Origin of the sequence: Paenibacillus turicensis (genome assembly GCF_017873435.1) — a bacterium.
Taxonomy (GTDB): Bacteria; Bacillota; Bacilli; order Paenibacillales; family Paenibacillaceae; genus Fontibacillus; species Fontibacillus turicensis.
Window position 1 is genome coordinate 1 of record NZ_JAGGKG010000015.1, and the last position, 26,818, is coordinate 26,818.

Below are 26,818 nucleotides of genomic sequence, written 5' to 3' on the forward strand. Positions count from 1 at the left end.
CAATAAAGTTATTGAAAAGAGCGATAAGCTCATTTTGAATCTGACGAGATTAATTCGTTGAAATTAATCTACTTATTTTTGAATTCCACTTTCGTGAAATTCACTCACTCGTTGTTTAGTTTTCAAAGATCAAAGTACTCTTTTTTTCATCGGCGCATATCTCAGCGGCGACTCTTATAATATACCATGTTCATCTCTTTTAAGTCAAGAACTTTTTTTAATTTTATTTTTTTCGTTTGAAATTAAAACTTAGCTTTTTAAAAGGGACGAGTTATAATTTATCACGTTTAACTAAGATCAGTCAAGCATTTTTATAATTATTTTAGAAATTAACTAAATTTATTATGACTGCCCTCACGCAGCACCTTACCAAATTATTTAACCTTAAATTTCATTATATACTCTGAGGTAACAAAACCTTTTGAATTTACAGGTTCTTGAACTATAATGCATCGCTGAATTAATAAATTGATTAACACTGGAAGATCTTCTTTTATATATTGAAGTTCTTCTAAATCCGTTAATTGCTCCATTGTCCAGCCAGCTCTTTTTTGACTTAGAACCTTTAATAATGGTCGACTACATTCTGTCATTTTTGAGGTTACTGAAAACTCAATCGCTAGTAAAGCCAACTGTATCCGTTGTTCTAGCGTTTCGGTGCTATAAAGAAGCTCCTCAAACAATTTACTCGCTGTTGAATTCATACCACTTAGTTGATCCCATACATGTACACTTGGTAGTTCCCCACTCATCTCAATTAGCTCAATTGCTGCAAAATGCTTTAACGCATGAATCAAATTGTAATAAGTGTCCATTAATACTTGGTGTTCTTCCCCTAACTTCGCTTGTACATAAAAATGAGCTAGTCTTGAAAACTCTTTAAGCTTCCGACTATCCTGCCATTCTTCCTCTAGGGTTGCCACCTGTGTATAAAAAGATGATAACTCACCTTCAATATCCCAAATAATTTCGCCCTTTAAAAAATAGTACATTAGCTCTTGCTGTTGCCCAGTAATAATCCAGTGCTTAATTTGGGTAAGTGTAACATATAAAATTTGATATTGTGTACTGTGATTATAATAATGTTCCACCGACACCCTTTCCTCGAATGGTGCACGACTTACAACAATAACAAGCAACTGCCCATCTTGTAGTAAAGGACTATGTTTGAATCTTTCTTGAGGGCGATACGCGATGGCACCAATCACTTGACTATCCGCTTCGTCTTCACGGACAAAAGAAAAAAATGCTGGCTCCACAATACACCTTCCTCTTTATGACATAAATTAAAAATTATCGAAATACAGTGTCCAATGCAGTATAGTATAGTTCTACGTAGTGGCTAACTTTCCTTCTCTCTTTTAACAAAAAATAAATTTAGAGAAAACATAAAAAACTTCATTCCAAAGAGGGAAGTCTTTTATCCCTCAATAGTGAAATGAAGTTATCTTAGTTAATTTGTTTATTAAATTATTCAGATATTGTTTTAAGCACTTCCCAAGCCTCGCTGGACCCAAAACTGCGTGTCCATGTTGCTACGCCAGCTAAATTCAATGATTTAATTAGCTTTACCCGAGCCTCAAGTGACTTTTTATCCTCTAACCAAATCTTTTTCGTAGCTCCATCTTCTTGGTATTCTACATAATTTTGTCCTACATCTTCTAAAAATTTTGGCTTAAGCTTATTTGTTTTTACAATTTCTTGCGCTTTGCTCATTCCAATCGCTTTGGAGCTTACTTTCGTTTCTCCCTCTTTTTGTGTCTCTGTCCATACTCTAGTATAGAGCGGAACACCCATAATTAATTTATCAGCTGGAATTTCATCCTCTTTTATAATTTTATTAATTGCAGCTTCTGTCCAAGGCAATGAAGCAACAGAGCCCGCTTTCGGACTTGCAGCCCAGTGCTCATCATAAGCCATCACAATCACATAATCTACAACTTTACTTAGCTCACGTCGATCTAAAAATGCTGACCACATTTCACTATTAGACTTAGGGGTAACATCGATACTAACGACTAAGCCTTGCTCCTGCGCTAAAGGCCACAGTTCTCTCATAAATTGATTAAGATTTTCTTTATCTTTGGTGTGTACATTTTCATAATCGATATTAATCCCATCAAGGTCATATAACTTAGCATAATGTAGCATTTGCAAAATTGTAGTAATACGCTTGTCGAATGTACTTAACGCCTCCGTAGTCAAATCGGGATCAAAACTATTATTAAATAACCCCCACACTTGCATATTTCGACCATGCGCCCATGTCACGTAATTACGGTCTGCTTTACTTTTTACGTTTCCATCGCCGTCTACTAAAGAAAACCACGTTGGACTAACGACATTAACGCCAGGTAATGCTCCAATAGAAGATGTTTTAGGTGGTGCTTGGTAAACAGCCTCCCAGGTTAAATTCACTTTTCGGGATTTCCACTTTTCCTTTCCAGCAGATAGCTGTTGCTCTGGAACAGGGATCGTATTTTCATCACCAAGGCTGATTTTATTGCTCTTTACATAACCTGCATACCCGTTATCTAGCTGAACATACACCCACACTGCACCATTTTCTAATACACGAAGCTGAGTTCCTGAAGGAATATCATACAAAATAGGTTCATGAATGCTAGCCCCTTTACGCATTGGAACCGTGTCTTTCCCATCACCCTCAATTTTCCCGGTTTGAAGCACTTCACCAGGCTGATACAACAATACAGCACCTGAAGCATCCTGCTTAATTTCAGTTCCATACAGTTCTGTAATCAAATCTGCGGGCAAATAGACTATATCCTTAACCACTTCAGGTGCAAAGCGAAGCTGCATCGGTTTATTATTTACTGTAGCTAACTTGTCCTCTGGTTTAAGCAACACGAGCTTACGTTGCGTTGTTATTATAACTGAGCCACTTTTTTGCTCATATTTAATATTGTTATCTATAGCTTCTTGTAGAACAGGTAGTGGTAACTTTAAGTTATCCTTCTCCCCAATTGCAGTACCTTTCATTAATTCATCTTGAACAAAAATAGGTTTATCATATTTACCTTTCCAATCTGGATCTATATGCCTCCAATTGGGTACGTATTGTGTAAAAGCCCAATATGCGCCTGCGCAAAGAATAAGAAGCAATACAAACCTTTTAAACTTTCCACCTTTTTTTCTGCCTATATTAGTGTTACTACGTCTAGTTTTCAATCTACTACCTCCAACATATAAATCTATCAATTTTATTCAAGCCTAGTAAACTCAACAATTGCAAGATTCAAATTAAAAACGACTATTCAAAAATAACGTGAAGAATCCTACAGGAATCCTCACGTTATTTTAATTATCAATACGAAATAGTTGATATAAAAGTTTCATCAATACATTTGGTAAGTAAAGGGCATTCTCAGTTTGAGCGTAGTTTACTCTACATTGCTTTCAGTGCATTCCGCACAAACACCATGTAATTCTAAACGATGTCCATGTACAGTAAAACCAGTTGCTTCAGCAGCCTTCTTCTCTACCTCTTCAAGTGAAGGGTAATGGAAATCTTTAATTTTACCGCATTTTTCACAAACAATATGATAATGGTTGCTAACATCAGCATCAAATCGACTAGAGTTATCTCCATATGTCAATTCGCGTACCAACCCAGCCTCAATAAACATTTTTAAATTGTTATAGACAGTCGCAACACTCATATTCGGAAATCTTGGTTCTAGGGAACGATAAATTTCGTCCGCAGTAGGATGCCCCATAGATTCCAGCAAATAGCACAAAATAGCATGGCGTTGTGGCGTAATACGCACACCGTTATTTTTCAGTTGTTCCAGTGCATGTTGTACTCGCGTACTCATCATGTCCACCGCCTTTTTTAGTTTAACTGTTAAACTATTTAGTTTAATTGTACGGTTACGACATTTCCTTTGTCAATGTGAGCATGAGACTCTCAATTTTTGTTCACATATACATCGCTGTTTCCTTCTATTTTAAGACTGTATTCCCCATCACCACTTGTACCTTTAAGCACCTTGTTTTCAATCGCAAAAGGTAAATCGGAGATAATATTTCCATAACTGCTTGAAGCCTCTAGTGTGTAGCTTCCTTGCTCAGGAATACGCAAATGAAGCTCCCCAACCGCACTATATACGTTCCAGTCCCCGCCTATTTCCTTCGTAGAAAGGGTAAGCGAACCATTTAGGGATTCTGCATGCAGCTTATTAAGTGCACCATCTAAAGTGATATTCCCATTACGTGTAGTGACATCCACGTCACCTTCAGCCCCAACTAAGGAGATATTACCTACAAAAGTTGACAAAGCTGCATTCCCAGAAATTCTACTTCCTTTCATGCTCCCACCTTGAGTATCTACTTTAACATCTCCAAAAATACGATAAAGCTCTACCGTTCCATTTAATGTCTTCGCAGTGACATTTCCAATAACGTCCCACAATTTTAGGTTCCCATTCCCTGTTTGTAGCTTTACTTCTTTTAGCGCTTGCGTTCCGGTTAAAGCAATCGCCCCATTAGATGTACTGATGTCTAGATCTAGGAATTTATTTTCAGGAACAATAATACTGATATTCACTTTTGGGTGCCGTCTTCCCGATTCCCCGTAAGTCTGATCTTTAACGACTAAACGCAAAGATGTACCTTCTGTTATATCTAGCTTAGTAGCTTCAGCGATACCTTTTGCTTTTTCAGCATCTATTCCATCGACCCAAACCGTCGCTTTTACTATGACACCTTCAATTTGGGCTTTTTTAACTTCAATATTCCCATTTATCGCATCTACAATAATTTTATCTGTGTCTAGATCAACGGGAATGGTGGTAGCCTCTAGATCATACTTAAATCCTTCTTCATTACTGTATTCTGTTGCTGCAGCTGCTAGATCTAAGCTGACTCGATTCCAAAGGTGCATGTAATGATCCTGCTGTGTAACAACAAACACAGACGCAGCGGTAACAAGCGCCAAAACGAGCCCTTTTATATCTACACGAATTTTGCGTTTTCCTTTTTGTTTAACCTTTCGATTCCATATCGTGACGATAATATGCTCTATACCCAAGCTAGCTATAATCACTGGCCACCATGTGAGCATCAGCAGCATGCTATCGTATGTCGTTAAGCTCTCAATAATTAATAAGATACCTACAGCCAAAAATAATAATGCAGCAGTAAGACGTCCTGTACGTAAAAATTTACGCGTAACTTCTGTAAAAATGAGCAACAACGCAACAAGGATCAGTACAATTGCAACGGTCATCCCGCCTTGATTTGTAATATAAGTTTGTAACCAATACGGCTTTTCGCGAAAGACAAACACAATTACCCCGCCCAAAACAAGCATAAATCCTGCTGTCATTGCTTTGCGAAGGCTATTTCCAAACAGTACTCTACCTGCTCTGGATGTGTAGGTACGCTGCTGCCCGATCGAGCTATTAATAAGGTCTGTGGATTGCATCACATCGTACAAGCTATAAAAATAAGCTATAGGTACAACTAATCCTAACAGTATTAATAGGGGTACATTAATGCCAACCCGAATCGATGAGAAGTAAATTAAAGCCGATATATCTAAAATAAGAAAATAAATAATGGCGGCGCCTCTCAAAAACATACGTAAATACATATGACCCAAACCAGGGAAAAGAGCAGATAATAGGCAAGCAATAAGCTTACGCTTGCGCCTACGTGGTTGATAGCCTGACATCCTCATCCCCCCATTTAATATTTATTATCATAACTCAACTCATTATGTGTTGTAACCTGTAATGTATAGACAGCAAACCCAGTACCTAAAAGGGACTGGGTTATATATCATGGCTAGTTAAGATTAGCTGTCTAGTATTGATTTAGATTCTTTCTAATAGGTAACGGATCAACCGAACACCAGACTCCACCACATACGATTCTCGTTGCTCAAATCCAAAGGACTGATATAACGAAATTGCAGGTATATTTTGTGCGCCTGCTATCACTTCGATATCCAGATCAGGATAAGCATTAACAATATATTGAACTAACGAGCGCCCGATGCCTTGACGCAAATAGTCGTTATGCACCATAAGGCGATTAATTTTAATCGTACGAGGTGGCTGATTTTCCCTATGATCAGAAACGGCAATTGCCCCTCTTAGCTCTTCTTGATCATCCATCCACCCATAGTAGCTTTGCGTGCTGTTTCGAATTGAATCAAAGGTATCCGCCAGCGGAGGATACTCCTGTAACCCAAGTGCAATCGCCTCTAGACGGTATGCGATATGCTGCAGATGCCACAATTGCTCTACGACATCAGCATTTTGTAACGATAACGGAACAATCATATTTAGCTCTTTAATGCTTCAACTAGTAACTTATTAGCAAGTCCAGGATTTGCTTTGCCTTTACTCCGTTTCATGACTTGTCCAACTAGGAAGCCAATCGCTTTTTCTTTCCCTGCTTTATAGTCCTCTACCGAAGCTGGATTATCTGCAATAACCTCATTCACGATTGCCAAAATTGCACCTTCATCACTAATCTGCACAAGACCTTGCTCTTCAACAACTTGAGCAGGTAATTTCCCACTTGTTAGCATTTCTTTAAATACAGTTTTAGCAATTTTCGAGCTAATTGTGCCCTTTTCAATTAAGCCAATCATTTCACCTAAGCCTTGACCTGTCAGCTTCACTTCTGTTAATTGCTGCCCAGTACTATTAAGGTGACCTAATAAATCGCCCATAATCCAGTTAGCCACGGATTTAGCATCTTGGGTGTATTTTAAGCTATCTTCAAATAAATCAGCAATTTCCTTTGACGAGGTAATAACGGAGGCGTCATAGCTAGGTAATCCAAACTCCTCCGTATAACGTGCCTTACGCGCATCTGGTAGCTCTGGAATCGAAGCACGAATACGATCCTTCCAAGCCTGGTCAATGTGTAAGGTTACTAGATCTGGATCTGGGAAGTAACGATAATCGTGTGCTTCTTCTTTCCCACGCATAGAAAATGTTTTACCTTGAGCTTCATCCCATCTACGTGTTTCTTGTACTACTTGCCCACCCTCGTCTAAAATTTCAGCTTGACGATATTGTTCATATTCTAATCCACGTAATACACCGCGGAAGGAGTTCATATTTTTAAGCTCAGCACGAATTCCGAATTCCTTTTGCCCAGCAGGACGTAAACTAATGTTAGCATCACAACGCATGGAGCCTTCTTCCATTTTCACATCAGATACATCACAATATTGCATAATTGCCCGCATTTTTTCTAAATAAGCTTTTGCTTCTTCTGGTGAAGAAATTTCTGGCTCGGATACAATTTCGATAAGTGGCGTACCTACGCGATTGAAGTCTACAAGAGAAGCAAACCCACCATCAATATGAGTTAACTTACCTGCATCCTCTTCTAAGTGTAGACGAGTAATTCCGATACGTTTTGTTTTGCCATCTACCTCGATATCTATATATCCGTTTAAACCAATCGGTTGGTCAAATTGAGAAATCTGATACGCCTTTGGTGAATCAGGGTAAAAATAGTTTTTTCGATCAAATTTACTCACGTCACCAATTTCACAGTTCAAAGCCATTGCCGCTTTCATGGCATAATCTACCGCTTGCTTATTTAGCACTGGCAACACGCCTGGGTGTCCTAAACATACTGGACAGGTATGACTATTAGGTGGAGCGCCAAACTCAGTAGAGCAGCCGCAAAAAATCTTTGTATTTGTATGCAGCTCCACATGCACTTCCAAGCCGATTACTGTTTCATATTTGGATGTTGACATAGTGTTCCTCCTGCTTTCCTTAATAAATCCCTACTTTAATTTTAAAGTGATGGACGATGCTTATGATGGTCGGTATGCACTTCAAAAGCATGTGCAACTTTGAGTACAGTACTTTCATCAAATGATTTACCAATAATTTGCAAGCCAATCGGTAAGCCTTCTGCCAACCCACAAGGAATGCTAAGTGCAGGTACACCTGCCAAACTGACTGGAATCGTTAAAATATCATTTAAATACATCGTTAATGGATCATCCACCTGTGAGCCAAGTGCAAAAGCTGTCGTAGGTGCTGTAGGTCCAATAATGACATCATATTTCTCAAATGTCTGATCGAAATCACGTTTAATCAAGGTACGAACCTTTTGTGCCTTTAAATAATACGCATCATAATAACCTGAGCTTAACGCATATGTGCCTAACATTATACGGCGTTTCACTTCAGGTCCAAAACCTTTACTACGGGAATCATGATACAAATCAAGCAAGCTACCATTGTTATCCACACGCACGCCATAACGTACACCATCAAAACGGGATAGGTTAGAGGAAGCTTCAGAGGAAGCAAGCAAATAATACGCCGCAACCGCATATTCGGTATGTGGTAAGGAAACCTCTTCCCATACAGCACCTAAACCTTCGAGTACAGACAACGCATCAAGCACCGCTTGCTTCACTGTAGGATCTACGCCATCAAGGTATTCCTTAGGCACAGCAATTTTGAGGCCTTTAATATCGCCAGTCAATGCACTTCTATAATCAGGAATGTCAACCTTAGCTGAAGTTGAATCCTTTTCATCATAACCTGCAATCGCTTGAAGCACATAAGCTGCGTCTTCTACATTTCTTGTGATTGGTCCGATCTGATCTAGAGAGGAAGCAAAAGCAACCAAGCCATAACGAGATACAAGCCCATAAGTAGGCTTAAGCCCCACTACACCACAATAAGAAGCAGGTTGACGTATCGATCCACCTGTATCGGAGCCTAAAGTAAAATAAGCTTCGCCCGCAGCAACTGCGGCTGCTGAACCACCACTTGAACCCCCAGGCACTCGAGTCAAATCCCAAGGATTACGTACAGGATGGAAGCTTGAGTTTTCATTAGAGCCCCCCATAGCGAACTCGTCCATATTTAACTTACCTAAAGTTACAGTGTCAGCCTGCTTCAATTTAGAAACGACCGTTGCATCGTAGATTGGATCATAATTGGACAAAAATTGACTCGCACATGTTGTACGCAAGCCCTCCGTTACCATGTTATCCTTAATACCTACAGGCAAGCCAAATAACAAGCCTTGGTCCGCACCAGAAGCAAGCTTTGCATCTAGTTTAGCAGCCTGAGCTTTTGCTCCCTCTTCATTTAGGGTGAGGTAAGCCCCCACACGATCATCATACTTAGCAATCGCCCCAAAATAATGCTCCATCAGTTCAGTTACAGATAACTGCTTGCTTTTAAACTGATTATGTAAGTCCTGTAATGATAGTTCTGACAAGGTCACACAGATGCCCTCCCTTTTTTAATTGTTATTACTATTCAAGTACTGCTGGCACTTTAAATTGTCCGTCTTCTTCCTCAGGTGCATTACGGAATACTTTTTCTTGAGGTAAGCTTTCCTTCACAACATCCTCACGCATCACGTTAGATAGGTGCAATACATGCGTTGTTGGTTCTACATCGTCCGTATTTAGCTCATTTAATTTATCCGCATATTGCAAAATCGCATTAAGTTGTCCCGTAAAAGTCTCACGCTCTTCCTCACTTAAATTTAGCCGTGCAAGCTTAGCTACATACTCGACATCTTTGACTTGGATACTCATCTTCGTTTTCCTCCTTGCTCCATCTGTTTTCTCACCTTTAATTACCGTTCATTCTAACATGAATTTGTCCGAAGTAAAAATGGGTTTATGTTTTTTAATACTGCCTTATATTTCAAAAAACGGCTGAATTATCCCTCACTTGGGATAACACAACCGTTAAGGTAAGCACCACTTTTATATCTTACTTACGCAGAGGGCTTAAATCCAAGCGCGTAAATTAACCTGCTTAATAAATTCAGCCTGTGACATTACTTCCTGTGTTGGTTCATCAGCATGCTCAGCTTCTTCCTTTTCACCATTCATGATGAAATGAAATAACTGTTCATTATGAGTCGCTAGAGCGTAATCTATTAATGCCGCTTGAGTATGGCGCTCTACTTCTTGTTCTATCAAAAGCTCTTCTGATTCGACATCACTTGATGGAACAACATAGTTGCGTCCTGTTTTCGGAGCCCGAATAACATAATCAAAAGCATTATCAGGATTGCGATCATAAGCAATTAAATACCCATATTCCCCAACAGGAAGATTTTGCTCAAAAGCATCATCGACGATAACAACTCTTTCTCCTAATGGTAGCATCGTCTACCTCCCTGATATTTAATATAGTTGAATAAAATAAGTTATTTTATAATCCTACTAAATGGGGAATCGTTGGTCAAGGCGTTTTGAATAGATTGTAATTAAAAACTAGCATTAATTTGATCCACTACATCATAATAAGTCTGCCAAGTAGCAATGGCATACAGTGAAATCATAAAAACAATGCCAGCAGCAACCTAGCTTGAAACAGAAGCTTGAATATTTTGTTAACATGATGCTGATTTATGTACCAAATTATGTTACTTAATCACGGTACTGCTCTAACCTTGTATACCAAGGTTGGTGAATTCCACAATTTTTCTTTTTTACATGCCCCCAAGTCATCGTTTTTTCGTATTTTTCTTGTCCTCTTCTCTTTTTAAATCCATCTTGTGTACCTCCTTCTCTTACTATAATTCCCTCTAATGACTGCTTGGTGTACTTATAAATCTCTTCTCTAGCTTCATTCGACTTTGCCGCTTGCAGCTTTGAACCAGAATCACACAAATACTTAATCTGCTTTTTCATTTTATTCCTCCTCCTTAATATAAGCCTAGGGTGCGTTTACCCTAAAAAAGGCAAAAAAAAGAACGCAAACCGGGACTAATTCCACAGCTTGCGTGCTTCGCGTAGTTAGAAAAATATGAATTGATTCAAATTAAATATTAAATTAAATTAATTATAATCCTAACAGAGCGCGCTTGACTTGTCTAGCTTATTTCGACAAAAAGCTTAACGAATGTACGGATTATTTGCCTTTTCGTAACCAATTGTCGTTTTTGGACCATGTCCTGGATATACAACAACTTCGTCCGGCAGCTTAAATAGCTTGCCACGAATGGAGTTATAAAGATCCGTTTCACGTCCCCCCGGGAGGTCTGTACGACCAACGCCTAAACGGAACAATACATCGCCACCAAACAAATGATTGCCACAAAGCAGGCTTACGCTACCAGGGGAGTGCCCAGGAGTATGGTACACCTTAAACTGCTCACCAACAAACGTAATGTTCTGCCCTTCCTGTAAATCATATTCTGGGGCATCTGTTATAATAGGTTCTGTCACATCAGGCCACATCAATGAGCCATTAAGCTTCGGAGTGGTAAGCCATTCACTTTCAAGAGGGTGTAAATAAACAGGGCACTTCTTTAATTTGCGAATTTGATCTACACCTGCAATATGATCAAAGTGTGCATGGGTAAGTACAATCGCTTCGATGTCCATATTTTCAATCCTTCTAATTAAAGCATTCGGATTACTGCCTGGATCGATAATAATCGCTGTATTTTCCTTGTCACCTTGAAGTAAGTAGGCGTTTGTCTGTAAAGGTCCTAAACAAAATGTTTCAATTTTTAACATTAGCTTAAAACCCCGAGAGTAATTCACGTAGTTCAGTAACTACAGATGAATGAACTCCACCCTTTTCGTCATATTTTGCTACCATTTGTTTGCGTAATTCCATCATTTTATCATTATAATCCGCGGCTTCACGATCAGGATTGTCTTGTTTAAATTGAATCATAAGCTCTTGTACATGAGCAGGACGTGGGCCCCAGCGACCAAGAACATGGCCACCTGAATCTGCGATAATAACGACAGGAACGGAACGTCCCCCTAACGTTAAGAAGTCATCCATTAAGTCCTGATGTTGTTCTACAATAAAGACCTCAGTGTCAAGGTTAGCAACCTCAAGTGCCCGAAAAACAACGGGAATACTACGAAGTGCATCTCCACACCAATCGGCAGTAAGGATTAAAACCTTAAGATCATCACGGTAATTTAAGCTTTCAAAAAATTGCTTATCTTCTTCATTTGCCCATGAAAAGCTGTTGTAATTCTCGATAAAAGCATCTTTATTTTTGGTCATTCCTTCTATAAATGCTTTCGGGGAGATCCCTTTACCTAACTTATTTGCTACCGAAACTGCCATTTTATTTTTCTCCTTTCCTTTTTGAACTAAACCATTTAATAAGGAAATACACGACTAATAATGCTAATGCACACAATAAAATCGGACCAACATAAGGCCCTGCAACGTCTTTTATATTCTTCCATTTATCACCCAAGCTTACTCCTAACCACACAAACAGTATGGACCACGGAATGACGGCAAGTGTTGTCAACCAAGTAAATCTCCACAAGGGCATTTTAGCAATCCCTGCGGGTATTGAAATTGCATGTCTTACAACTGGAATAAATCTAGCTGTAAAGATAACGCCTGGACCGTATTTATTAAACCATTCCTCAGAATGATCGATATGCTTTTTCGAGATCAAAATATATTTCCCATACTTCTCAAGTACAGGTCGACCCCCGTATCGTCCAATCCAGTAAATAAAGAGCTGCGCTAACACACCCCCGACCACACCAAAAAAGACTGCACCAACAAAGTTAATTTGACCTGAAGATACGAGGTAACCGCCGTATGCAAGAACAATTTCACTCGGAATGACCTCGATCATTAATCCGATCATAATGCCAAAGTAACCCAAATGCTGAATCCATTCAAACAACACAGCTATAATATTAGAAATCCATTCCACGCTTTAGCCCTCTCCCTATAAATCTTTTTGTACCAGTTTATTCTACCATAGGCAGGGACATGCATCTAGTTTTGCTAGAGACAAAGGTTACCGAGTCATATCCACCTGCATATTCTACATAAAGAGGAGGTGGGTATATTGACCATGAAACATAATAATAAGCACGAAAAGGGTTCTCTCCCCTCGGCACGAAAAATTCGTAGAGGCTGTAACAAAGAATTGTATCGGACAATAAAGAGACTGAACACGTATATTCCTGAGGAGCTTGTCCAGCAAGGAGAGGATTTATATTATAAAAAAGTCATTCAAAATTTAATCTGGATCGCGGAAAATCAGAGTAATCGTAAAGTGTTAGCGGATTGGTGGGAGGAAGCTGTCGCAGGTGAGCTTGCCCAGCTATGGAACGTGGAGGAAAGTAAGCTCGTACTCTCCTTTCGTCAAGTCTTTGGTGGCTAGATGCGAGGTTATGTGAGCCGATGTTAGGTGAGTAGCTAAGTGTCTCCCCCACATTTGAGCCTCCTGTACCATTCCAAATCTACGATCATTTTTAAATGCAGGCTGCTGTAGTGAATGCTGCACTAATCGACGATAATCCAAGTATAAACGATAACCTTCCTTTGCTACCTCTGCGGCTGCCTGCTGTTTTCCACTATGCTCTAAGGATGCTGATAATAGGGCTATTTGAGCCAAAGCCTCGACTTGGGCGTGAGCACTATAAGGATTTAAGCGTGCAGATTGGATGAGCGCTTGTGTTGCTTTTGGTTGCTGTCTAGCGGCTTGAGTTTGACCAAGCAATAGCCAAAGCTCTCCATTTTGACGATCATAATGAATCCCCCGTAACAATAGCTGCTCGGCTTGCGATAGAGGCAACTTTTTTGCTAGGGCGATGGTAAGCTCACTACGATAAGGGGCTAAACGAAGTGCTGACTGTACGGATTGTGTGGTTAAAGAAGTGCTTATATAAAATGGGATCGCAAATCCTAGGCTAACTAACAACACTATGCTAAGTAGGCTCCCACTCAAAGGAGAACCGATTCCAGCAGGTATTCCTCGAAAGCTAGGTAGCAACCTTTTATTCCATCCCTTTTTAACACATAGATCCATGTTCTCAATGTTCTCTTTATTCGTAGTTGAACGTTCAACCAAATGTAAGCCGATAAGAAGGAATAGTCCTAACCAGACTATGGTGTAACGTAGATCAAAATCAATGATAGAATGCAGTATTATAGCAGAGCACGCAGGCAGAAGGTAAGAACGTCTCTTCCACATACTATAAATCAAAAGACTAAGTCCAAGCAGGACAACAAATAGACCTATCACACCAATATTGAGTAACAAGTCCACATCCCCACTATGCACCTCTTTGCCCACGTAAGCCGAGCTTTGCACATGATAAACCATGCTTCGCCAAGCTCCGCCCCCATATCCAAACCAAGGACTCTTTTTCCATAACTGCAAGGCATCCTTATACATCAAGATTCTTGCGAGTCCTGTATCCTTATTCATTAAGGATGGATAACGATCCAACACGACGGTAAGGATAGCGATTACACCTGCTAATAAAATTAAAACCTTGCCAAGTATCTCAAATCGCTGAACTTTCTTAACTTTCTGAACTTTAGATCGATAGTATATAAGTTTTCCAATCCCCACTTCTCCCCCATAACACCACAGTAATACACACAAGGTAGTGATCATTAGGTTAGCGATACCCGCTTGTGTGACTGGCAATAAATTAACTTGAATCAACGGTTTTGCAACAAGTATTGCGCCTATTCCTAAGCTAAACGTATATAAACCGTAACGTAATAATGCTTCACCTTTTAACAGTAAAAAACCAATGCCCCAGCCTATTAGAAAAACGGAAAAAGCTCCTCTTGAGCCTGTCAGAAATAAACAAACACATCCCCATAAGCATAATATAAGCTGAATAGGTCGGCGATCATCATTAATACTTAATAACATTAACTTTTCTAAAATTATCGCTACCATCAATGCACCAAATGTGTTTGGGTATTGTAACACCCCACCTAATCGAGTTGCCATTCTTGGATCATTTGCATTTTGCCAAAGAGCATGAGGAATACTCCATAAGCCATAAACGACAACTAAAGCACTTATAATTGCAACTGCCCCCAAGATCAGCCAACTCAAATAAACAACTCTCAGACCACTAGAATCACGTAAAAGGTTAACAATAACAAAGCAAAAAGCAGTGTAAAAGGCAAACTGCACAATCAATTCAATATGTGCATTCATATGGATAGGAGAAAAAAATAATTGCAGACAGCCTATACTTGTAACAATTAAGGGGATGAACCAGAGAATGGATTCAACAGGGTATACATTTGAAACAGGTTCTTTTTTATGGAGATGATTTAGTTTAAATTCAACCTCAGAGCCCTCTAAGTTTTGTCGCAAGCACCAAAATAGAGCCAAAAACATCCAAATACACATCATAAAAAGGGGTATAGGTCGATCAATATAAAACCATCCCTGCTCCATATAGGCTACAAGCATTGTCATAGGTACTAATACATATAAAATACTTTTCCAATTTAGCGCCATATCAAGCATTCGACTCCCTTCATGTTCATAATAAAAAAGCACTACCACTACTAGCATATAAACTAGTGTTGGCAGTGCTATTGTAATCCAAACCTATTCGTTTTTAGGCAATAAATCAGTACATGCCTTCTCTAAATAAGGAGACACATGAAGGAAGTCACGAAACGTAGCATATCGTTGCCACAACTGCTGTTGCTCACTTGCTTGGCGTTTTGTTTTAATGGCACGAATCATAATGTTTTTAGGGGTATGCTCCATATCAATGAACTCTAACAGTTGGGTACGATATCCCATAATATCAAGCAATTGAGCCCGTATGCTGTCTGTTGCCAAAGCAGAAAAACGTTCCTTCAAAATACCTTGCTCAAGCATCGGGGCTAAAATGTCATTATTCACTTGTGAAAAAAGCTCATGCTGACAGCAGGGCACAGACAAAATAACAGAGGCATCCCAGCGGATTGCCTTCTCTAGGGCGGCATCTGTAGCGGTATCACACGCATGGAGCGTTACGACCATATCCACTTGCTCTAGCTCATTATAATTAGCGATATCCCCAACTAAAAAGCGTAATGTATCATAGTTCAAGCGAGTGGCAAGCTGGTTACAATGCTCAATGACATCGGCTTTTAAATCAAGACCAACGATTCTCAAATTACGACGCTGCTCCACCTTTAAATAATGATAAAGTGCAAAGGTCAAATAAGACTTTCCACAACCAAAGTCTAAAATCGTGATGGGACGATCAGACGGTAAATGAGGAAGCACATCCTGAATCATTTCGAGGAAGCGATTAATCTGCTTAAACTTATCATATTTTTTAGCTAAAACTTTGCCTTCCCCATTCATAATACCTAGCTCTACTAAAAAAGGAACTGGCTTGCCTTCCTCCAAAATGTATTGCTTTTGACGATTATGTGCATAGCTAACTCTTTTCTTAGTTGGTGACTTTGTTAGAATAGATACTTTGTACTTTTTGCTAATGAGTACCTGATAATCTGCCTCCTCGGTGCATAGCAATGCTTGACGGAATGTATTCGTAAATAATTCCATCAATACATCTACCGCTTCAGCCACAGCTACATTTTCATGGTGAACTTTATTACTTGAGTGATAAGCAAACTGATAATGTAATGTTTTTTTAATCTCAACAGGCTTAATTAGGACCTTGGTATACGTCTGACCTTCTGATTTGCGAAGCTGACTTAATGTACCTGTGATCAGGACTTCATCTTGAATAATTTGCTCCATTAATGCTCTTAGTGACTCCATTTCGAATGCAACTCTCTTTCTTACAACTTAATCTAATTATTAATCTTAATGATGTGAATTAATTTATATTACGTAATTCCTGAAGTGCCTCGTGCACTTCCTCTATAGGTAATCCACCTTGTGACAGTGTCGCCTCATCCAATTGTAATAAACGCTCGTAAAAAGCAAGCGCTTCTTCCTTCGTGATCCACTGCTCTTGAAGCATAATATATAAAATATCCTCTGCTCGTCCATATCGTCCTGCTGCTTCCTCGTATTGTAGCCGGAGCTGCTCCGTTTCCTTTGGTAGACGATATTTGTTCAAAAGCACATTTAATTCACCTATCTGGTCATCTAACTTCCATAATGTACGATCCGCTCCACCTTGTGCAGCTGTTAAATATAAATGAAGTGACTTCATGAGTGTAAACGTCCCCTCATCCTGCTGTCCAGCAGCAATAAGGAGGTCCCCCTCTTCCTTCATTAAATAAGCGAGGTTCTGAAGCTTGTCCGCTTCGAGTTTTCCCCCTGTATGGAAAATTTCTACGATATCCTTAGCAGATAAGGAGCGTAGCAAATCGTTACTTAGTCTAAACTGCTTTTTATATAAATCATCCAATTGCCATAATGCCTCAGTAAACTTCCGCTCTTGCTTCAAACCAAAAACCTTACCTAATATTTCTGTCATTTCCTCTATCATCCGAACTAAATAATCTCTGCGCTGCATATAGCAATCCTCCCCTTTGCAAACAAATTGTACTTCTTCATGGACAAAAACGCAAAAAACAGTGCGTTAATTACTAACGCACCATTTTTAAAGGGTAAACTTTACTGATAATCCTTATGGGTAATTTATATGTGTTTTAGATTCATCATTCATTGTCTATAGAATCAGCAAATTGTTTAATTATCTGCGCTAGCTGCTCAGGTGCTTCTAGCATACTCATATGACCCGTTCCATGAATAACAACCTGAGTAACACCCTTGCGATCTGTTGTAAACACACGCTCAGGCGTTAAAATTGGATCTTGATCCCCTGCTACAAGTAATAATGGCAACACAGATGCTGACATGACATCACAACGAGCTGTGCGCTCACGCATTGCCATCAATGAGCCTATGGCTCCTTGGGGTGGCGTTTTGTAGCCAATTTCCTTTACACGAATGATCATTTCACTGTTTTGATCTAATTGACTTGGGGCAAACAAACCAGAAGCAAAGCCATCAATAAACGGCGTAATTCCATTCGCATTAATGGATGCAACCGAAGCAAGCCTTTTTTCCATCGCCTCAGGGCTATCACTGTGACCTGTTGAATGAATCAATCCAAAACCTGATAATACATGTCCATAACGTTGGACTAAAGAAAGTGTAATGTATCCACCCATAGAATGGCCTAACACAATATATTTTGTAATGCCAAGCTGCTCCATCAAACCCGCCACATCGTCCGCCATCTGCTCTATCGTGTACGATCCGACGGGTGCACCTGTAGAACCATGCCCTCTTAAATCAGGACAAATCACACGATAATGCTGTGCTAATATAGGCTGAACCTTTTCCCAGTAATAAGAACTGCCACAAAAACCATGCAATAAGACAATAACTTCACCTTCACCTTGGTCCTGATAAGCCATCGTAATTCCGTTTACTTGTATATTGTCCATCGTCAATTCCTTCTTTCTATGATCATGGCACCTTGGGTACACCTTGCTAGATATTAAGCTCTTTTATCGCTTTTGAAACACTTGTTTCACTGCTTCCACAATTTGCTCTGTCATTTGTAAAACTTTGCTCAGTGGGGTCATCTGTAAAATCGTATAAGGCCTTGGGCCATTCGCATTCACGACAGCCGCCACACTATAGTGGCCATATGGTGTTAAAGTTCCCCCTGTAGCTTGCGCCGGTTGTAGTGGCCCTACTGAGGTTAAATAACTCCCTACAGATTCAGGACGACCCAAACATGCATCTATGGTAATAATGATTTTATCCAATGGAATTGATTTTATCTTCTTCTCATAATTATGCCCATCACAAGGCTCATTAAGCGTGCCCACCACATCCAACCCTATCTGCTCAAGACGCGAGCCTACTAAAGGACCTAAAGCGTCTCCAGTAGAGCAATCTGTACCAACACATAAAAAAACGATACTTTCGGTGAGATGTAATTGTGCAATTTGCTCAAAAAAAGAAGCTAACTCGCTTGCTCTTTTACGCTCTATACCTTTGCCATGTTGACGTGACAATTTTCCTAATGCAACCACGCTTATTTTCCCCTCAATCCTTTATATTAAAATAGCTAGTCCATTTTTAATTATACTTTATTTTTAAAAATAAGAGTGATTGAACATTCTAAATTCAAGTTATCAATATCTTAATTAAATGCACAAAAAAGCATCCTCCGGAAAGGAGGTGTACCGTATGAACTTTTCTTTTTCAGATGTAATTATTTTTGCAAGTTTTATTGTTGCACCTATAACATACATGGATAGAAAAAAGAAGTGACCCACTACAAGGTCAGCAAACCTGTGAGTCACTTCTTCATGGAATAAAACTTTCTTGGAGGATAACCTCACTCAAGTTGTTTGTACTGAGGACGGTGGCTGGCCGTCCTTATTTATATAATTATCTTAACATAAAACTTTAATACTTGTAAGATGTAAACGTATACGTATACATTTACATATATATTTATACTCAGGATAACTTGTATGGTAACAACAATACTGCTAATATGATTTTAATATTGGAATCGTTATTAAGAAAGGAAGAGATGTGTGAAGGACTTAACGCAAAAAACAACAGAAAATATAGAATTTATGATAGAGGAAATTAAAAATAAGCTAAGAATGGCGACTGGTGCTGCTATGACTGCTTCTGCTTTTTCACTGGATCGTTACGATGATATTGTTGAAGTGTACGAGATCGTCATGAGTAAGGAACGATTGAGTATTTCAGAGGTTGAGGCATTAGCCAAGGAGCTTGGAAGTTTGCGTAAATAAGCGTAAGTAACTGCCTGAGCTCGATATACCCCAATAAACGAAAATAACCCGCCCAGGTTAGCGCTATGGAACGGGTTATTTTTCGAGAAATTTAATCATCATCAATTCAAAATTTAATGCCTCTCTAGCTTAAACTCACAAATTGACGTGCCTACCTCATTGCCTGCATCATTATAAATCGAATTTGGAAATGCTTGCTTGAGCTTCTGAATTGTCTTCGGGCGATCATATTGGAGTTGCTCTAAAATAGAAGTGACTACCAACCCCCACTCCTCTTCTGACCCATCCGCAATTTTAAACGTGATGCCTAGTTGTTCTTTTTTTAGGGCAAAGGCATATACCCCTTTAAACCCACCTTTAGCAACGATGTTGTCATCCTCAAGCAGGATGGAATCCACCATCCCCGTTCCAGCTACTAAACGCGGATGCTTGTTCATCGCTTTAGTTATGGTCGCAACCGCAGCAGCTGTTGCCTGATCCTGAATAAGCTGAGGATTAGCCAACTTCATGTATGCTGTAGCTAATGCGCTAAGTGGTAAAGCAAATACTGGGAAACCACAACCATCCACCCCAATCGTAATGTCATCCTGAGAAAGGTTGGCTAGCTGGGCTAAGGTTTGTACAATTTCCTGCTGTACAGGATGCTGAGGATCAGCGTAATCCTCAAGTGAATAGCCTTTCATCTGGCTATAGGCTAACGCCCCTAGATGCTTACCAGAGCAATTATGATACAATCGTCTACGGTCACCACCATGACGAAGGATATTAATCGTTGCCTCTTGATTTAAAGGTAGGCTAGGTGCACATACCAGTTTTTGTTCATCTACCCCTATTTTTTGTAACATTTCATTTAACGTACCCATATGATCCTCTTCCCCACGATGTGAAGCAACCATCACAGCAATGTCGGCTTCACTTAGACCATAATGCTCTATAATCCCTGCACGTACACCAGGAATGGCTTGAATCGGCTTAGCCGATGAGCGTGTAAATGCTATATAGTGAGGATCACCTGCATATTGAATAACTTTTCCTTCATTATTCACGATGCAAATCGATCCGCGGTGGATACATTCTAATTGATTTGCTCTAAATTCTTTCACTAATACAGTATCCATATTGTGTATAACTCCCTTCTTAGCTGCTACATCAGTACAGTATATTACAGGAAAGCCCGAAACGCTATTATCTAGAATATCTAAATCTAGAATATCTAGAAATTGATCTATCTTATTTATTACTGCTGAATGTTTCATGGATCACGTATAAGTTTAAATAACACTAAGCTTATTTTTCGTCTTGAACGTTTTTTCATTCTTAATCGGCTCTATTCAAAATTCGTACTTGCCAAAGCACTAATTTCAAGATTGAGCCTCTTAATCTAAATTTATTTTATTAAAGGAGCGGTCGCTATGAGTAAAGAACAACAAACAGAAAATTGCACATCATTTGCTAAGGGCTTATTTATAGGTTCTCTAGTTGGGGCAGTCGCAGCATTACTATGGGCACCAAAATCAGGACGTGAAATGCGTGAGGATCTATCTGATAAGATGAAGGTTGCTGGAGATAAATCTAAAGAGGTCGCATATACTGTAGGAAGCAAGGTATCTGATATTGCCAAAACAGTTTCTAATAAAACATGTGACGTTGCTCAGGTCGTAGGTTCTGGAGCTGGACATATTATTTCAGGTGTGAAGCAGGTTTCTGCTGATGTCGCTGACAATGTAAAAGATACCTCTGCTAAAATTGCAGGAGAAGTTGCAGAAGCATCTAGTGAAATCGCAGAAGATGTGGCGGAGACAGCAGAACAAGCTGCGAAAAAAATAAAATCATAACACATTTGTTTATTTCACCATTGACTAATTTAGGATACAATCAAAATAAGTGCTTGATCACCCATCAAGCACTATTTTTATTCATTCTAACAGGCAAGGAGGCATTTTTATGGCAGCAACTCCGCCGTATGATCCTAAATATGACCCTAAAGAGCATCCTTTTGAACTACGACATGAGGTAAAGAAGCTTAATAAACGACTAGACCAAATCTCCCACATGATGGAGAAATCTGAGTTCCAGGATATTATTACCAATTATTCTAATCCAAAACGTAGATTCTTATCTAATTTTATGGCTGGCTTATCGCGAGGATTAGGTTTAACTGTAGGGACCTTTGTTGTACTTGGTTTGCTTGGCTGGATGTTAAGTCTGTTCGTTAATGTCCCAATGATTGGTGACTATATTAAGAGCCTGCTGGATTACATACAAACGAAATCTTAATTTGCTCGGAAGACCACAAAACAATTCAAAGTATCGAAGAAATTACAGTCATAAAGATGGAATAAACACAAATGAAACCTGAGGCAAAGTAGGTATGCCTCAGGTTTCATTGTGTTATTAAATATACGATACTCATACTGAAAAATCAGCATGGGACAAAATCTGTCTTAGCTTCTCCGTCGCACGCTTTTGAATACGTGACACACTCATTTGCGACACACCAAGCTGTTGTGCGATCGCGCGTTGTGATTGCCCCTCCTGAAAAGCTAACAGCAGCACATCCTGTTCCTGCTGCTTTAATTGTTTCATCGCTTGCTGTAAATCCATCTTTTTTTCTAACGTATCGTAATCTGTAACTTCGGAGCTAATCAATTCACCTAATGTCGCAGCACTTTCATCCTGTGACAAGGGGGAATCCAATGAAACGTAGTGATAACATTCTCGCCCTGCCAATACCTCAACCGTTTCCTCTTCACTTAGCTCTAGATAACTTGCGATCTCCCTAATATCAGGTGAGCGCTCTAATCTAACGGTTAATTCATCAATAGCTTGCTGAACCAATGCACCTTTTTCTTTGATTCTTCGAGGCACTTGTATGTACCATGACTTATCACGCAAATAATTTTTCATATGACCAATCATACTTTTCATTGCATATGGCTCAAAAGGAATACCTAAATCCAAATTATATTGCTGCAATAAACGAACAAGCGCCATTTGCCCTACCTGATATAAATCCTCATACAGATCAGGGCGATTGCGCGAAATTTTACCAGCTGCAATTTTAACCATCGGTTCATACTTATGGATCAGCGTAGTCGCAATTTCATTATCCTTTGTTTGCTGATACAGCCATATCAGCTTATTGGTTTCATTCAAAGACTCGGGGGGAGTCAGTTTATGATTCATACGGTTTCCTCGCTTCTCATTACTTTGCGAGTCATTGTAACACTAGTGCCTTGCCCTACTTCACGATTCACATAGACATCATCCATCAATGCCTGCATGAGATAAAAACCAAGCCCCCCAATCTCTACATTACTTAGATCTTTATTATGCAGAGCTTGATCGTTTTCCATAGGCTCCCAATGTTCAAAGCTTTGCCCTTCATCCTTTACGGTAATGGACAACGCATCGCCTTGAATTTCAAAGTGGATTTCCATCACACCAGTTTGACTCTGATAGGCATGTAACACAGAGTTGTTACACGCTTCTGAAATAGCTACTTTCATATCTTCAATTTCCTCATAGGAAAAGCCCATTTTGGACGCAATTCCATATAAGTTTAATCTGACAATATCAACATATTCGGCAGTTGCAGGCAAGCAAATTGTTATTTTTTGACCATCCTCTAACATTTCTACTCTTTCCTTTCGGTTCCTACTTGGGTATTGTCCTGTACTGCAAAAAACTTTGCAATTCCTGTCATTGTAAATAGCTTCTGAATTTGCGGCGGCACTTCCTCCACCACAAAGGTGCTATTATTGCTATGTCTAACCTTCAAAATAGATAACAAAATGCCAATTCCAGTGCTATCAATATATTTTAAATCCTTTAGGTTCATGCGCAGGTGGAGCTTATCATCACTCATAATAGGTTCCATCATCTTACGAAAATCTGAAGCAGCTGCTAAATCAAGCTCCCCCTGTAAATATACAATGCACTGATCGTCTTGCCAGTCTTTCGTTACAGAAAACTTTTCACTTCGATTTAGGCTCATAACTAGTCTCTCCTGAAATTCATATTCTTTAAATCATAAAACATTTTGAAGCAAAATGAATCAATATTTTAACATTTGGAATACATTGGCAACTTCAGCTGAATTGTAAATACAAAGGTGACCCCTGAATCTTGGTTTGATTCCACCCATATTTCCCCGTTCATAAGCTGTACTAATATTTTACAAATCGCTAGCCCCAGCCCTGTTCCTCCATACTTTCTAGACATCGATGAATCTAATTGTGAAAAAGGTTGAAATAACCGATCTATTTTATGCTCATCCACACCAATGCCCGTATCCTTCACGGCAAATTTTAATTCATAGCTCTCATTGGATAATGGATGGCCTGATATCCTTAAGTAAATGCCACCATGAGCTGTAAATTTAATCGCATTTGCAAGCAAGTTAATTAGAATTTGCCTAATACGATCCATATCACCCACAAGCCGATCTGGCACTGCTTCCTCAATGTCATATTCTAATTGCAAGCCTTTACGCTCTGCTGACAATGAAAACAAAGTAAATACTTCCTTTATCCCATTCCTGATTGAAAAAGCATTATGCTTTAGCTTCATTTTTCCAGCATCCAGCTTTGTAAAATCTAGAATGTCATTAATAACAGCGACAAGTGTGTCTGAGCTACTACGAATAATATCAGCGTATATTTTTTGATCATCCTCTAGCTCGCTATCAAGCAATAAATCAATCATACCAATTATCCCATTCATTGGGGTTCGAATTTCGTGACTCATCATAGCCAAAAATTCCGTCTTGGCTTTAGCAGCAATTTCTGCCGCTTCCTTTGCTTCAAGTAACTGCTGATTTATTTTTTCTAGCTCTAGTGTTTTTTGTGTTAGCAAATCACTTTGCTTCTTCAGTTCTCTATTTACCTGATACATTGTGACATAACTATGCACCTTTGATCGTAACAGCTGTGGAATTAAAGGCTTAATCATGTAATCAAACCCACCTAGTGAATAACACTCCACTAAGCTTTCCACTTTTTTTTGATTGTCCGAAATAAAAATAATGGGGATGTTTTTCGTATGATGATGAGCTTTAATTCTCTTTGCGGTTTGTACCCCATCTAGTCTAGGCATATCTACATTAAGCAATATGAGTGCAACCTGAGCTTCTCGCAAATAATGAAGTAGTTCCTCCTCAGAGGTTACTACCTTTAGTTTATAATGATCCTGTTCAAGCACAGCTTCCACTGCTAATCCATCTTCCCTATGATCATTAATAAATAAAATGGTTGCTTTTTCGGAATTCCCCCCCATAAGTACCTCCTTATTACACTACCATGTATTTTTTATGTCACTTTTATATCACTTTTTATATACTTACCCCTCATCAAAGGAAATCCAAACTAAGCACTGATCATCTTCACGACTTTTACGTTGCTCCACTTCACTTAATAACCGCTCCATTTCCTCCCGATTCAAGTGATGACTACGCTCCATAAAGGATTCAATCATTCCCATCTGCTCATCTAGCTCCTCTGCAAGCAGTTCCATCAAACCATCCGTATATAAGACGATGTGGCCACTACCTTCATAAGGAATCGTTGTGGTCGTCGCCTCCATCGTGTCAAACAGCCCAACAGGTGCACATACTGTATCTAACTTTGTAATCTTCCCATCCTGTGTGCATAGCAGCCCTGGTGGGTGTCCCGCATTGACGTAATCAATTTTTTTAAATCTCGTATCCACGACTAAATAAATCGCTGTAAAATAGTATTGAATTAACTGATCCTTAATATGAAGCTGATTAAAGCGTCGGTTTAATTCATGAATGACCTTCTCTGGTTCTACATAGGTAGTAACCGTATCCTTTAGAACTGAAGCGATAAACATACAAAATAACGAAGAAGAAATACCGTGCCCCATCATATCTAACAAAATGACCCCATACCTTCCATCCCCTAACGAATACCAGGAATATAAGTCTCCCGCCAACTCAAAAGAGGGCTTAAAGAAGGCATCAATCTGGAAATGAGGATCATGGATTGGAGGACTTAAGACCGCACTTTGTACCTTTGCTGCGAGTTGTAGCTCGTCCTTTAAATGCTGGTCTCGTTCCTTATGCCAATCTTTTTCCTTTTTTAGTCGTAAAGCTAAACGAATACGCGCCATCAGCTCTACCTTGTTAATCGGCTTCGTCACGTAATCCACAGCACCTGCATCTAAAGCTTCGGCTAGCTTTTTAGAATCGCCCACTGCCGTGACCATAATAACGGGGATTTCCTTTAAATGCTCGTGCTGCTGTAGTACACGACATGCTTCAATCCCGTCCATTTCTGGCATCATCATATCCAGCAAGATTAAATCCACACCACCAAGTATGCTTTCTCTTTTTAAAGGAGTATCACCGATACCAAGCATTTGGAACATTTCCTTAGCTGATGAAGCCACAAACGTTTTACGAAAGTCTTCTTTTTTTAGTATTTCACGCACAATAATTATATTTGTCGGATTATCGTCAACAATTAAAATTTTCATCTTTCTTATCCTCCTTATCGCTCATAACTAAAAAAGTGTATGCTTTTGTCGAAAAAAACAACTATTCCTAGTAGTTTAAACATAGATAAGGAATGGGCAACATGCTTACTCCCATTCCTTATCTATATTTTCCGAGCTCTAAGTTTCAATAGCTTGTTAGCCAAGCATTACCCATGTATTTTACTTTTGAACCAACTAATTAAGATAACCTATGACCGATACTTTTGCCAGACCGTAGCCGCAATATCTACCCATTTTGTCCAATCCTGCTTTTTGGAAGACGTGTTTGCTGATTGGGCTGCAACTCCTGAATTTACTGCATTGGCATCAACTGACGTGATGGATGCCGTAGCTTCTTTTTTTATTTGCTGTGAAGATTTTTGAAACCGATGAACCACTGCGCTTGACACTTGTTTTGCAGCAGAGGTCACTTCACTTAATACTTCACCCACATTTTTGACGGATTCCATTACAGGATCAATCTGATCCATCTTGTGCTTAACATCACCTGAGATGTCATTTGCTTGCCTTACTACCTGCTTAAGTTCATAGCTTAATTCATCAACCGTCTGTTGTACCTCCTGTAAGGTTTGTGTTGTTTTGTTCAGAGATTGTTCCGCAGCTTGTAGTGTTCTTACGACAAATACGACGAGCACAACAAACGCCAAAGCAATGACTGCCACACTAATTTGTAAAATCATGTTTTTCCTCCTCTTCCTGACCTACGTAATGACTCATTAACCAAATAATTAACCTTCTAACAATTAGCCCGAACCACAATTTCTTCAAAAAATTAAAGTGTTTCAAAGGAC

29 protein-coding genes are annotated in these 26,818 nt (G+C 39.3%); 4 read left to right on the top strand and 25 right to left on the bottom strand.

Features of this window, described 5'->3' with window-relative positions; all coding sequences use genetic code 11:
- Positions 1-374: 374 nt before the first annotated feature.
- From J2Z32_RS22660 to uptA, 13 genes are all read right to left on the bottom strand, one after another.
- Positions 375-1,259: a nucleotidyltransferase-like protein gene (locus tag J2Z32_RS22660; RefSeq protein WP_210089968.1), complete on the bottom strand. Its 885-nt coding sequence runs from the start codon at positions 1,257-1,259 to the stop codon at positions 375-377.
- Positions 1,260-1,470: 211 nt separating this feature from the next.
- Positions 1,471-3,189 carry a glycosyl hydrolase family 18 protein gene (locus tag J2Z32_RS14830; protein ID WP_245251498.1) on the bottom strand — a complete coding sequence of 573 codons (1,719 nt, stop codon included), beginning with the start codon at positions 3,187-3,189 and terminating at the stop codon, positions 1,471-1,473.
- Positions 3,190-3,401: 212 nt separating this feature from the next.
- Positions 3,402-3,836 (bottom strand): peroxide-responsive transcriptional repressor PerR, encoded by a 435-nt coding sequence (gene perR, locus J2Z32_RS14835; protein WP_280921150.1) that lies wholly within the window; start codon positions 3,834-3,836, stop codon positions 3,402-3,404.
- Positions 3,837-3,928: 92 nt separating this feature from the next.
- A complete protein-coding gene (locus tag J2Z32_RS14840) occupies positions 3,929-5,695 on the bottom strand; it encodes a DUF4097 family beta strand repeat-containing protein (protein ID WP_245251499.1) in 1,767 nt (588 codons plus the stop codon).
- A 142-nt stretch (positions 5,696-5,837) separates the two neighbouring features.
- Complete coding sequence (locus tag J2Z32_RS14845) at positions 5,838-6,308, bottom strand: GNAT family N-acetyltransferase (RefSeq protein WP_210089971.1); 471 nt, start codon at positions 6,306-6,308, stop codon at positions 5,838-5,840.
- Positions 6,309-6,310: 2 nt separating this feature from the next.
- A complete protein-coding gene (gene gatB, locus J2Z32_RS14850) occupies positions 6,311-7,750 on the bottom strand; it encodes an Asp-tRNA(Asn)/Glu-tRNA(Gln) amidotransferase subunit GatB (RefSeq protein WP_210089972.1) in 1,440 nt (479 codons plus the stop codon).
- 41 nt (positions 7,751-7,791) lie between these two features.
- A complete protein-coding gene (gene gatA, locus J2Z32_RS14855; protein ID WP_210089973.1) occupies positions 7,792-9,246 on the bottom strand; it encodes an Asp-tRNA(Asn)/Glu-tRNA(Gln) amidotransferase subunit GatA in 1,455 nt (484 codons plus the stop codon).
- A gap of 31 nt (positions 9,247-9,277) precedes the next feature.
- Positions 9,278-9,565, bottom strand: a complete 288-nt coding sequence (gene gatC, locus J2Z32_RS14860; protein ID WP_210089974.1) for an Asp-tRNA(Asn)/Glu-tRNA(Gln) amidotransferase subunit GatC — start codon at positions 9,563-9,565, stop codon at positions 9,278-9,280.
- Positions 9,566-9,763: 198 nt separating this feature from the next.
- Positions 9,764-10,147 (bottom strand): ATPase, encoded by a 384-nt coding sequence (locus J2Z32_RS14865; RefSeq protein ID WP_210089975.1) that lies wholly within the window; start codon positions 10,145-10,147, stop codon positions 9,764-9,766.
- A gap of 264 nt (positions 10,148-10,411) precedes the next feature.
- The gene (locus J2Z32_RS14870) at positions 10,412-10,675 is read right to left on the bottom strand and encodes a hypothetical protein (protein WP_210089976.1); all 264 of its coding nucleotides are present in this window, start codon (positions 10,673-10,675) and stop codon (positions 10,412-10,414) included.
- 204 nt (positions 10,676-10,879) lie between these two features.
- Positions 10,880-11,506 carry an MBL fold metallo-hydrolase gene (locus J2Z32_RS14875; protein WP_210089977.1) on the bottom strand — a complete coding sequence of 209 codons (627 nt, stop codon included), beginning with the start codon at positions 11,504-11,506 and terminating at the stop codon, positions 10,880-10,882.
- Positions 11,507-11,510: 4 nt separating this feature from the next.
- On the bottom strand, positions 11,511-12,077 hold the full coding sequence (locus J2Z32_RS14880) for a thioredoxin family protein (RefSeq protein ID WP_210089978.1): 567 nt from the start codon (positions 12,075-12,077) through the stop codon (positions 11,511-11,513).
- 1 nt (position 12,078) lies between these two features.
- Complete coding sequence (gene uptA, locus J2Z32_RS14885; RefSeq protein ID WP_210089979.1) at positions 12,079-12,690, bottom strand: undecaprenyl phosphate transporter UptA; 612 nt, start codon at positions 12,688-12,690, stop codon at positions 12,079-12,081.
- 144 nt (positions 12,691-12,834) lie between these two features.
- On the opposite strand from uptA, the gene J2Z32_RS14890 reads away from it, so the two are divergent.
- Positions 12,835-13,146: a dehydrogenase gene (locus J2Z32_RS14890; RefSeq protein WP_210090072.1), complete on the top strand. Its 312-nt coding sequence runs from the start codon at positions 12,835-12,837 to the stop codon at positions 13,144-13,146.
- Here the strand turns inward: J2Z32_RS14890 and J2Z32_RS14895 are convergent.
- The 5 genes from J2Z32_RS14895 to yyaC form a co-directional block, all read right to left on the bottom strand.
- Positions 13,087-15,315, bottom strand: a complete 2,229-nt coding sequence (locus J2Z32_RS14895) for an O-antigen ligase family protein (RefSeq protein ID WP_210089980.1) — start codon at positions 15,313-15,315, stop codon at positions 13,087-13,089. The two genes, J2Z32_RS14890 and J2Z32_RS14895, sit on opposite strands and share 60 nt — an antisense overlap.
- 36 nt (positions 15,316-15,351) lie before the next feature.
- Entirely contained in the window at positions 15,352-16,527 is a 1,176-nt protein-coding gene (locus J2Z32_RS14900) for a class I SAM-dependent methyltransferase (RefSeq protein ID WP_210089981.1), read from the bottom strand.
- 58 nt (positions 16,528-16,585) lie between these two features.
- On the bottom strand, positions 16,586-17,233 hold the full coding sequence (locus J2Z32_RS14905) for a DUF6483 family protein (RefSeq protein ID WP_210089982.1): 648 nt from the start codon (positions 17,231-17,233) through the stop codon (positions 16,586-16,588).
- Between the two features lie 145 nt (positions 17,234-17,378).
- Positions 17,379-18,173 carry an alpha/beta fold hydrolase gene (locus J2Z32_RS14910; RefSeq protein WP_210089983.1) on the bottom strand — a complete coding sequence of 265 codons (795 nt, stop codon included), beginning with the start codon at positions 18,171-18,173 and terminating at the stop codon, positions 17,379-17,381.
- A gap of 63 nt (positions 18,174-18,236) precedes the next feature.
- Positions 18,237-18,770, bottom strand: coding sequence for a spore protease YyaC (yyaC, locus tag J2Z32_RS14915; protein ID WP_342453968.1), 534 nt, complete (start codon positions 18,768-18,770; stop codon positions 18,237-18,239).
- A 513-nt stretch (positions 18,771-19,283) separates the two neighbouring features.
- Here yyaC and J2Z32_RS14920 point away from each other — a divergent pair.
- Positions 19,284-19,508 (top strand): DUF1128 domain-containing protein, encoded by a 225-nt coding sequence (locus J2Z32_RS14920; RefSeq protein ID WP_210089984.1) that lies wholly within the window; start codon positions 19,284-19,286, stop codon positions 19,506-19,508.
- A gap of 113 nt (positions 19,509-19,621) precedes the next feature.
- Here J2Z32_RS14920 and J2Z32_RS14925 read toward each other — a convergent pair whose 3' ends face one another.
- Positions 19,622-20,626, bottom strand: coding sequence for an asparaginase (locus tag J2Z32_RS14925; RefSeq protein WP_210089985.1), 1,005 nt, complete (start codon positions 20,624-20,626; stop codon positions 19,622-19,624).
- A 294-nt stretch (positions 20,627-20,920) separates the two neighbouring features.
- Here J2Z32_RS14925 and J2Z32_RS14930 point away from each other — a divergent pair, with 294 nt between their 5' ends.
- Both J2Z32_RS14930 and J2Z32_RS14935 read left to right on the top strand, forming a co-directional pair.
- A complete protein-coding gene (locus J2Z32_RS14930) occupies positions 20,921-21,343 on the top strand; it encodes a YtxH domain-containing protein (RefSeq protein WP_210089986.1) in 423 nt (140 codons plus the stop codon).
- Between the two features lie 109 nt (positions 21,344-21,452).
- Complete coding sequence (locus J2Z32_RS14935; RefSeq protein WP_210089987.1) at positions 21,453-21,785, top strand: DUF5665 domain-containing protein; 333 nt, start codon at positions 21,453-21,455, stop codon at positions 21,783-21,785.
- A gap of 132 nt (positions 21,786-21,917) precedes the next feature.
- Here J2Z32_RS14935 and J2Z32_RS14940 read toward each other — a convergent pair whose 3' ends face one another.
- The 6 genes from J2Z32_RS14940 to J2Z32_RS14965 all read right to left on the bottom strand — a co-directional run bounded on the left by J2Z32_RS14940 (position 21,918) and on the right by J2Z32_RS14965 (position 26,707).
- A complete protein-coding gene (locus J2Z32_RS14940) occupies positions 21,918-22,694 on the bottom strand; it encodes a sigma-70 family RNA polymerase sigma factor (RefSeq protein ID WP_210089988.1) in 777 nt (258 codons plus the stop codon).
- On the bottom strand, positions 22,691-23,143 hold the full coding sequence (gene rsbW / locus J2Z32_RS14945) for an anti-sigma B factor RsbW (protein WP_210089989.1): 453 nt from the start codon (positions 23,141-23,143) through the stop codon (positions 22,691-22,693). Before rsbW ends, J2Z32_RS14940 begins: the two co-directional genes overlap by 4 nt.
- A 2-nt stretch (positions 23,144-23,145) precedes the next feature.
- Positions 23,146-23,505, bottom strand: a complete 360-nt coding sequence (locus tag J2Z32_RS14950; protein WP_210089990.1) for an STAS domain-containing protein — start codon at positions 23,503-23,505, stop codon at positions 23,146-23,148.
- Between the two features lie 68 nt (positions 23,506-23,573).
- Complete coding sequence (locus tag J2Z32_RS14955) at positions 23,574-24,785, bottom strand: response regulator (RefSeq protein WP_210089991.1); 1,212 nt, start codon at positions 24,783-24,785, stop codon at positions 23,574-23,576.
- A 63-nt stretch (positions 24,786-24,848) separates the two neighbouring features.
- Positions 24,849-26,006 (bottom strand): fused response regulator/phosphatase, encoded by a 1,158-nt coding sequence (locus J2Z32_RS14960; protein WP_210089992.1) that lies wholly within the window; start codon positions 26,004-26,006, stop codon positions 24,849-24,851.
- 209 nt (positions 26,007-26,215) lie between these two features.
- Positions 26,216-26,707 carry a DUF948 domain-containing protein gene (locus J2Z32_RS14965; RefSeq protein WP_210089993.1) on the bottom strand — a complete coding sequence of 164 codons (492 nt, stop codon included), beginning with the start codon at positions 26,705-26,707 and terminating at the stop codon, positions 26,216-26,218.
- Positions 26,708-26,818 lie beyond the last annotated feature (111 nt).

Excerpts from the sequence above, each read along its gene's own strand:
- perR (WP_280921150.1), bottom strand. The coding sequence starts at position 3,836 with ATGAGTACGCGAGTACAACATGCACTGGAACAACTGAAAAATAACGGT.
- J2Z32_RS14840 (WP_245251499.1), bottom strand. The coding sequence starts at position 5,695 with ATGTCAGGCTATCAACCACGTAGGCGCAAGCGTAAGCTTATTGCTTGC.
- J2Z32_RS14845 (WP_210089971.1), bottom strand. The coding sequence starts at position 6,308 with ATGATTGTTCCGTTATCGTTACAAAATGCTGATGTCGTAGAGCAATTG.
- gatB (WP_210089972.1), bottom strand. The coding sequence starts at position 7,750 with ATGTCAACATCCAAATATGAAACAGTAATCGGCTTGGAAGTGCATGTG.
- gatC (WP_210089974.1), bottom strand. The coding sequence starts at position 9,565 with ATGAGTATCCAAGTCAAAGATGTCGAGTATGTAGCTAAGCTTGCACGG.
- J2Z32_RS14865 (WP_210089975.1), bottom strand. The coding sequence starts at position 10,147 with ATGCTACCATTAGGAGAAAGAGTTGTTATCGTCGATGATGCTTTTGAG.
- J2Z32_RS14870 (WP_210089976.1), bottom strand. The coding sequence starts at position 10,675 with ATGAAAAAGCAGATTAAGTATTTGTGTGATTCTGGTTCAAAGCTGCAA.
- J2Z32_RS14875 (WP_210089977.1), bottom strand. The coding sequence starts at position 11,506 with ATGTTAAAAATTGAAACATTTTGTTTAGGACCTTTACAGACAAACGCC.
- J2Z32_RS14880 (WP_210089978.1), bottom strand. The coding sequence starts at position 12,077 with ATGGCAGTTTCGGTAGCAAATAAGTTAGGTAAAGGGATCTCCCCGAAA.
- J2Z32_RS14890 (WP_210090072.1), top strand. The coding sequence starts at position 12,835 with ATGAAACATAATAATAAGCACGAAAAGGGTTCTCTCCCCTCGGCACGA.
- J2Z32_RS14895 (WP_210089980.1), bottom strand. The coding sequence starts at position 15,315 with ATGCTAGTAGTGGTAGTGCTTTTTTATTATGAACATGAAGGGAGTCGA.
- J2Z32_RS14900 (WP_210089981.1), bottom strand. The coding sequence starts at position 16,527 with ATGGAGTCACTAAGAGCATTAATGGAGCAAATTATTCAAGATGAAGTC.
- J2Z32_RS14905 (WP_210089982.1), bottom strand. The coding sequence starts at position 17,233 with ATGCAGCGCAGAGATTATTTAGTTCGGATGATAGAGGAAATGACAGAA.
- J2Z32_RS14910 (WP_210089983.1), bottom strand. The coding sequence starts at position 18,173 with ATGGACAATATACAAGTAAACGGAATTACGATGGCTTATCAGGACCAA.
- J2Z32_RS14925 (WP_210089985.1), bottom strand. The coding sequence starts at position 20,626 with ATGGATACTGTATTAGTGAAAGAATTTAGAGCAAATCAATTAGAATGT.
- J2Z32_RS14930 (WP_210089986.1), top strand. The coding sequence starts at position 20,921 with ATGAGTAAAGAACAACAAACAGAAAATTGCACATCATTTGCTAAGGGC.
- J2Z32_RS14935 (WP_210089987.1), top strand. The coding sequence starts at position 21,453 with ATGGCAGCAACTCCGCCGTATGATCCTAAATATGACCCTAAAGAGCAT.
- J2Z32_RS14940 (WP_210089988.1), bottom strand. The coding sequence starts at position 22,694 with ATGAATCATAAACTGACTCCCCCCGAGTCTTTGAATGAAACCAATAAG.
- rsbW (WP_210089989.1), bottom strand. The coding sequence starts at position 23,143 with ATGTTAGAGGATGGTCAAAAAATAACAATTTGCTTGCCTGCAACTGCC.
- J2Z32_RS14950 (WP_210089990.1), bottom strand. The coding sequence starts at position 23,505 with ATGAGCCTAAATCGAAGTGAAAAGTTTTCTGTAACGAAAGACTGGCAA.
- J2Z32_RS14955 (WP_210089991.1), bottom strand. The coding sequence starts at position 24,785 with ATGGGGGGGAATTCCGAAAAAGCAACCATTTTATTTATTAATGATCAT.
- J2Z32_RS14960 (WP_210089992.1), bottom strand. The coding sequence starts at position 26,006 with ATGAAAATTTTAATTGTTGACGATAATCCGACAAATATAATTATTGTG.
- J2Z32_RS14965 (WP_210089993.1), bottom strand. The coding sequence starts at position 26,707 with ATGATTTTACAAATTAGTGTGGCAGTCATTGCTTTGGCGTTTGTTGTG.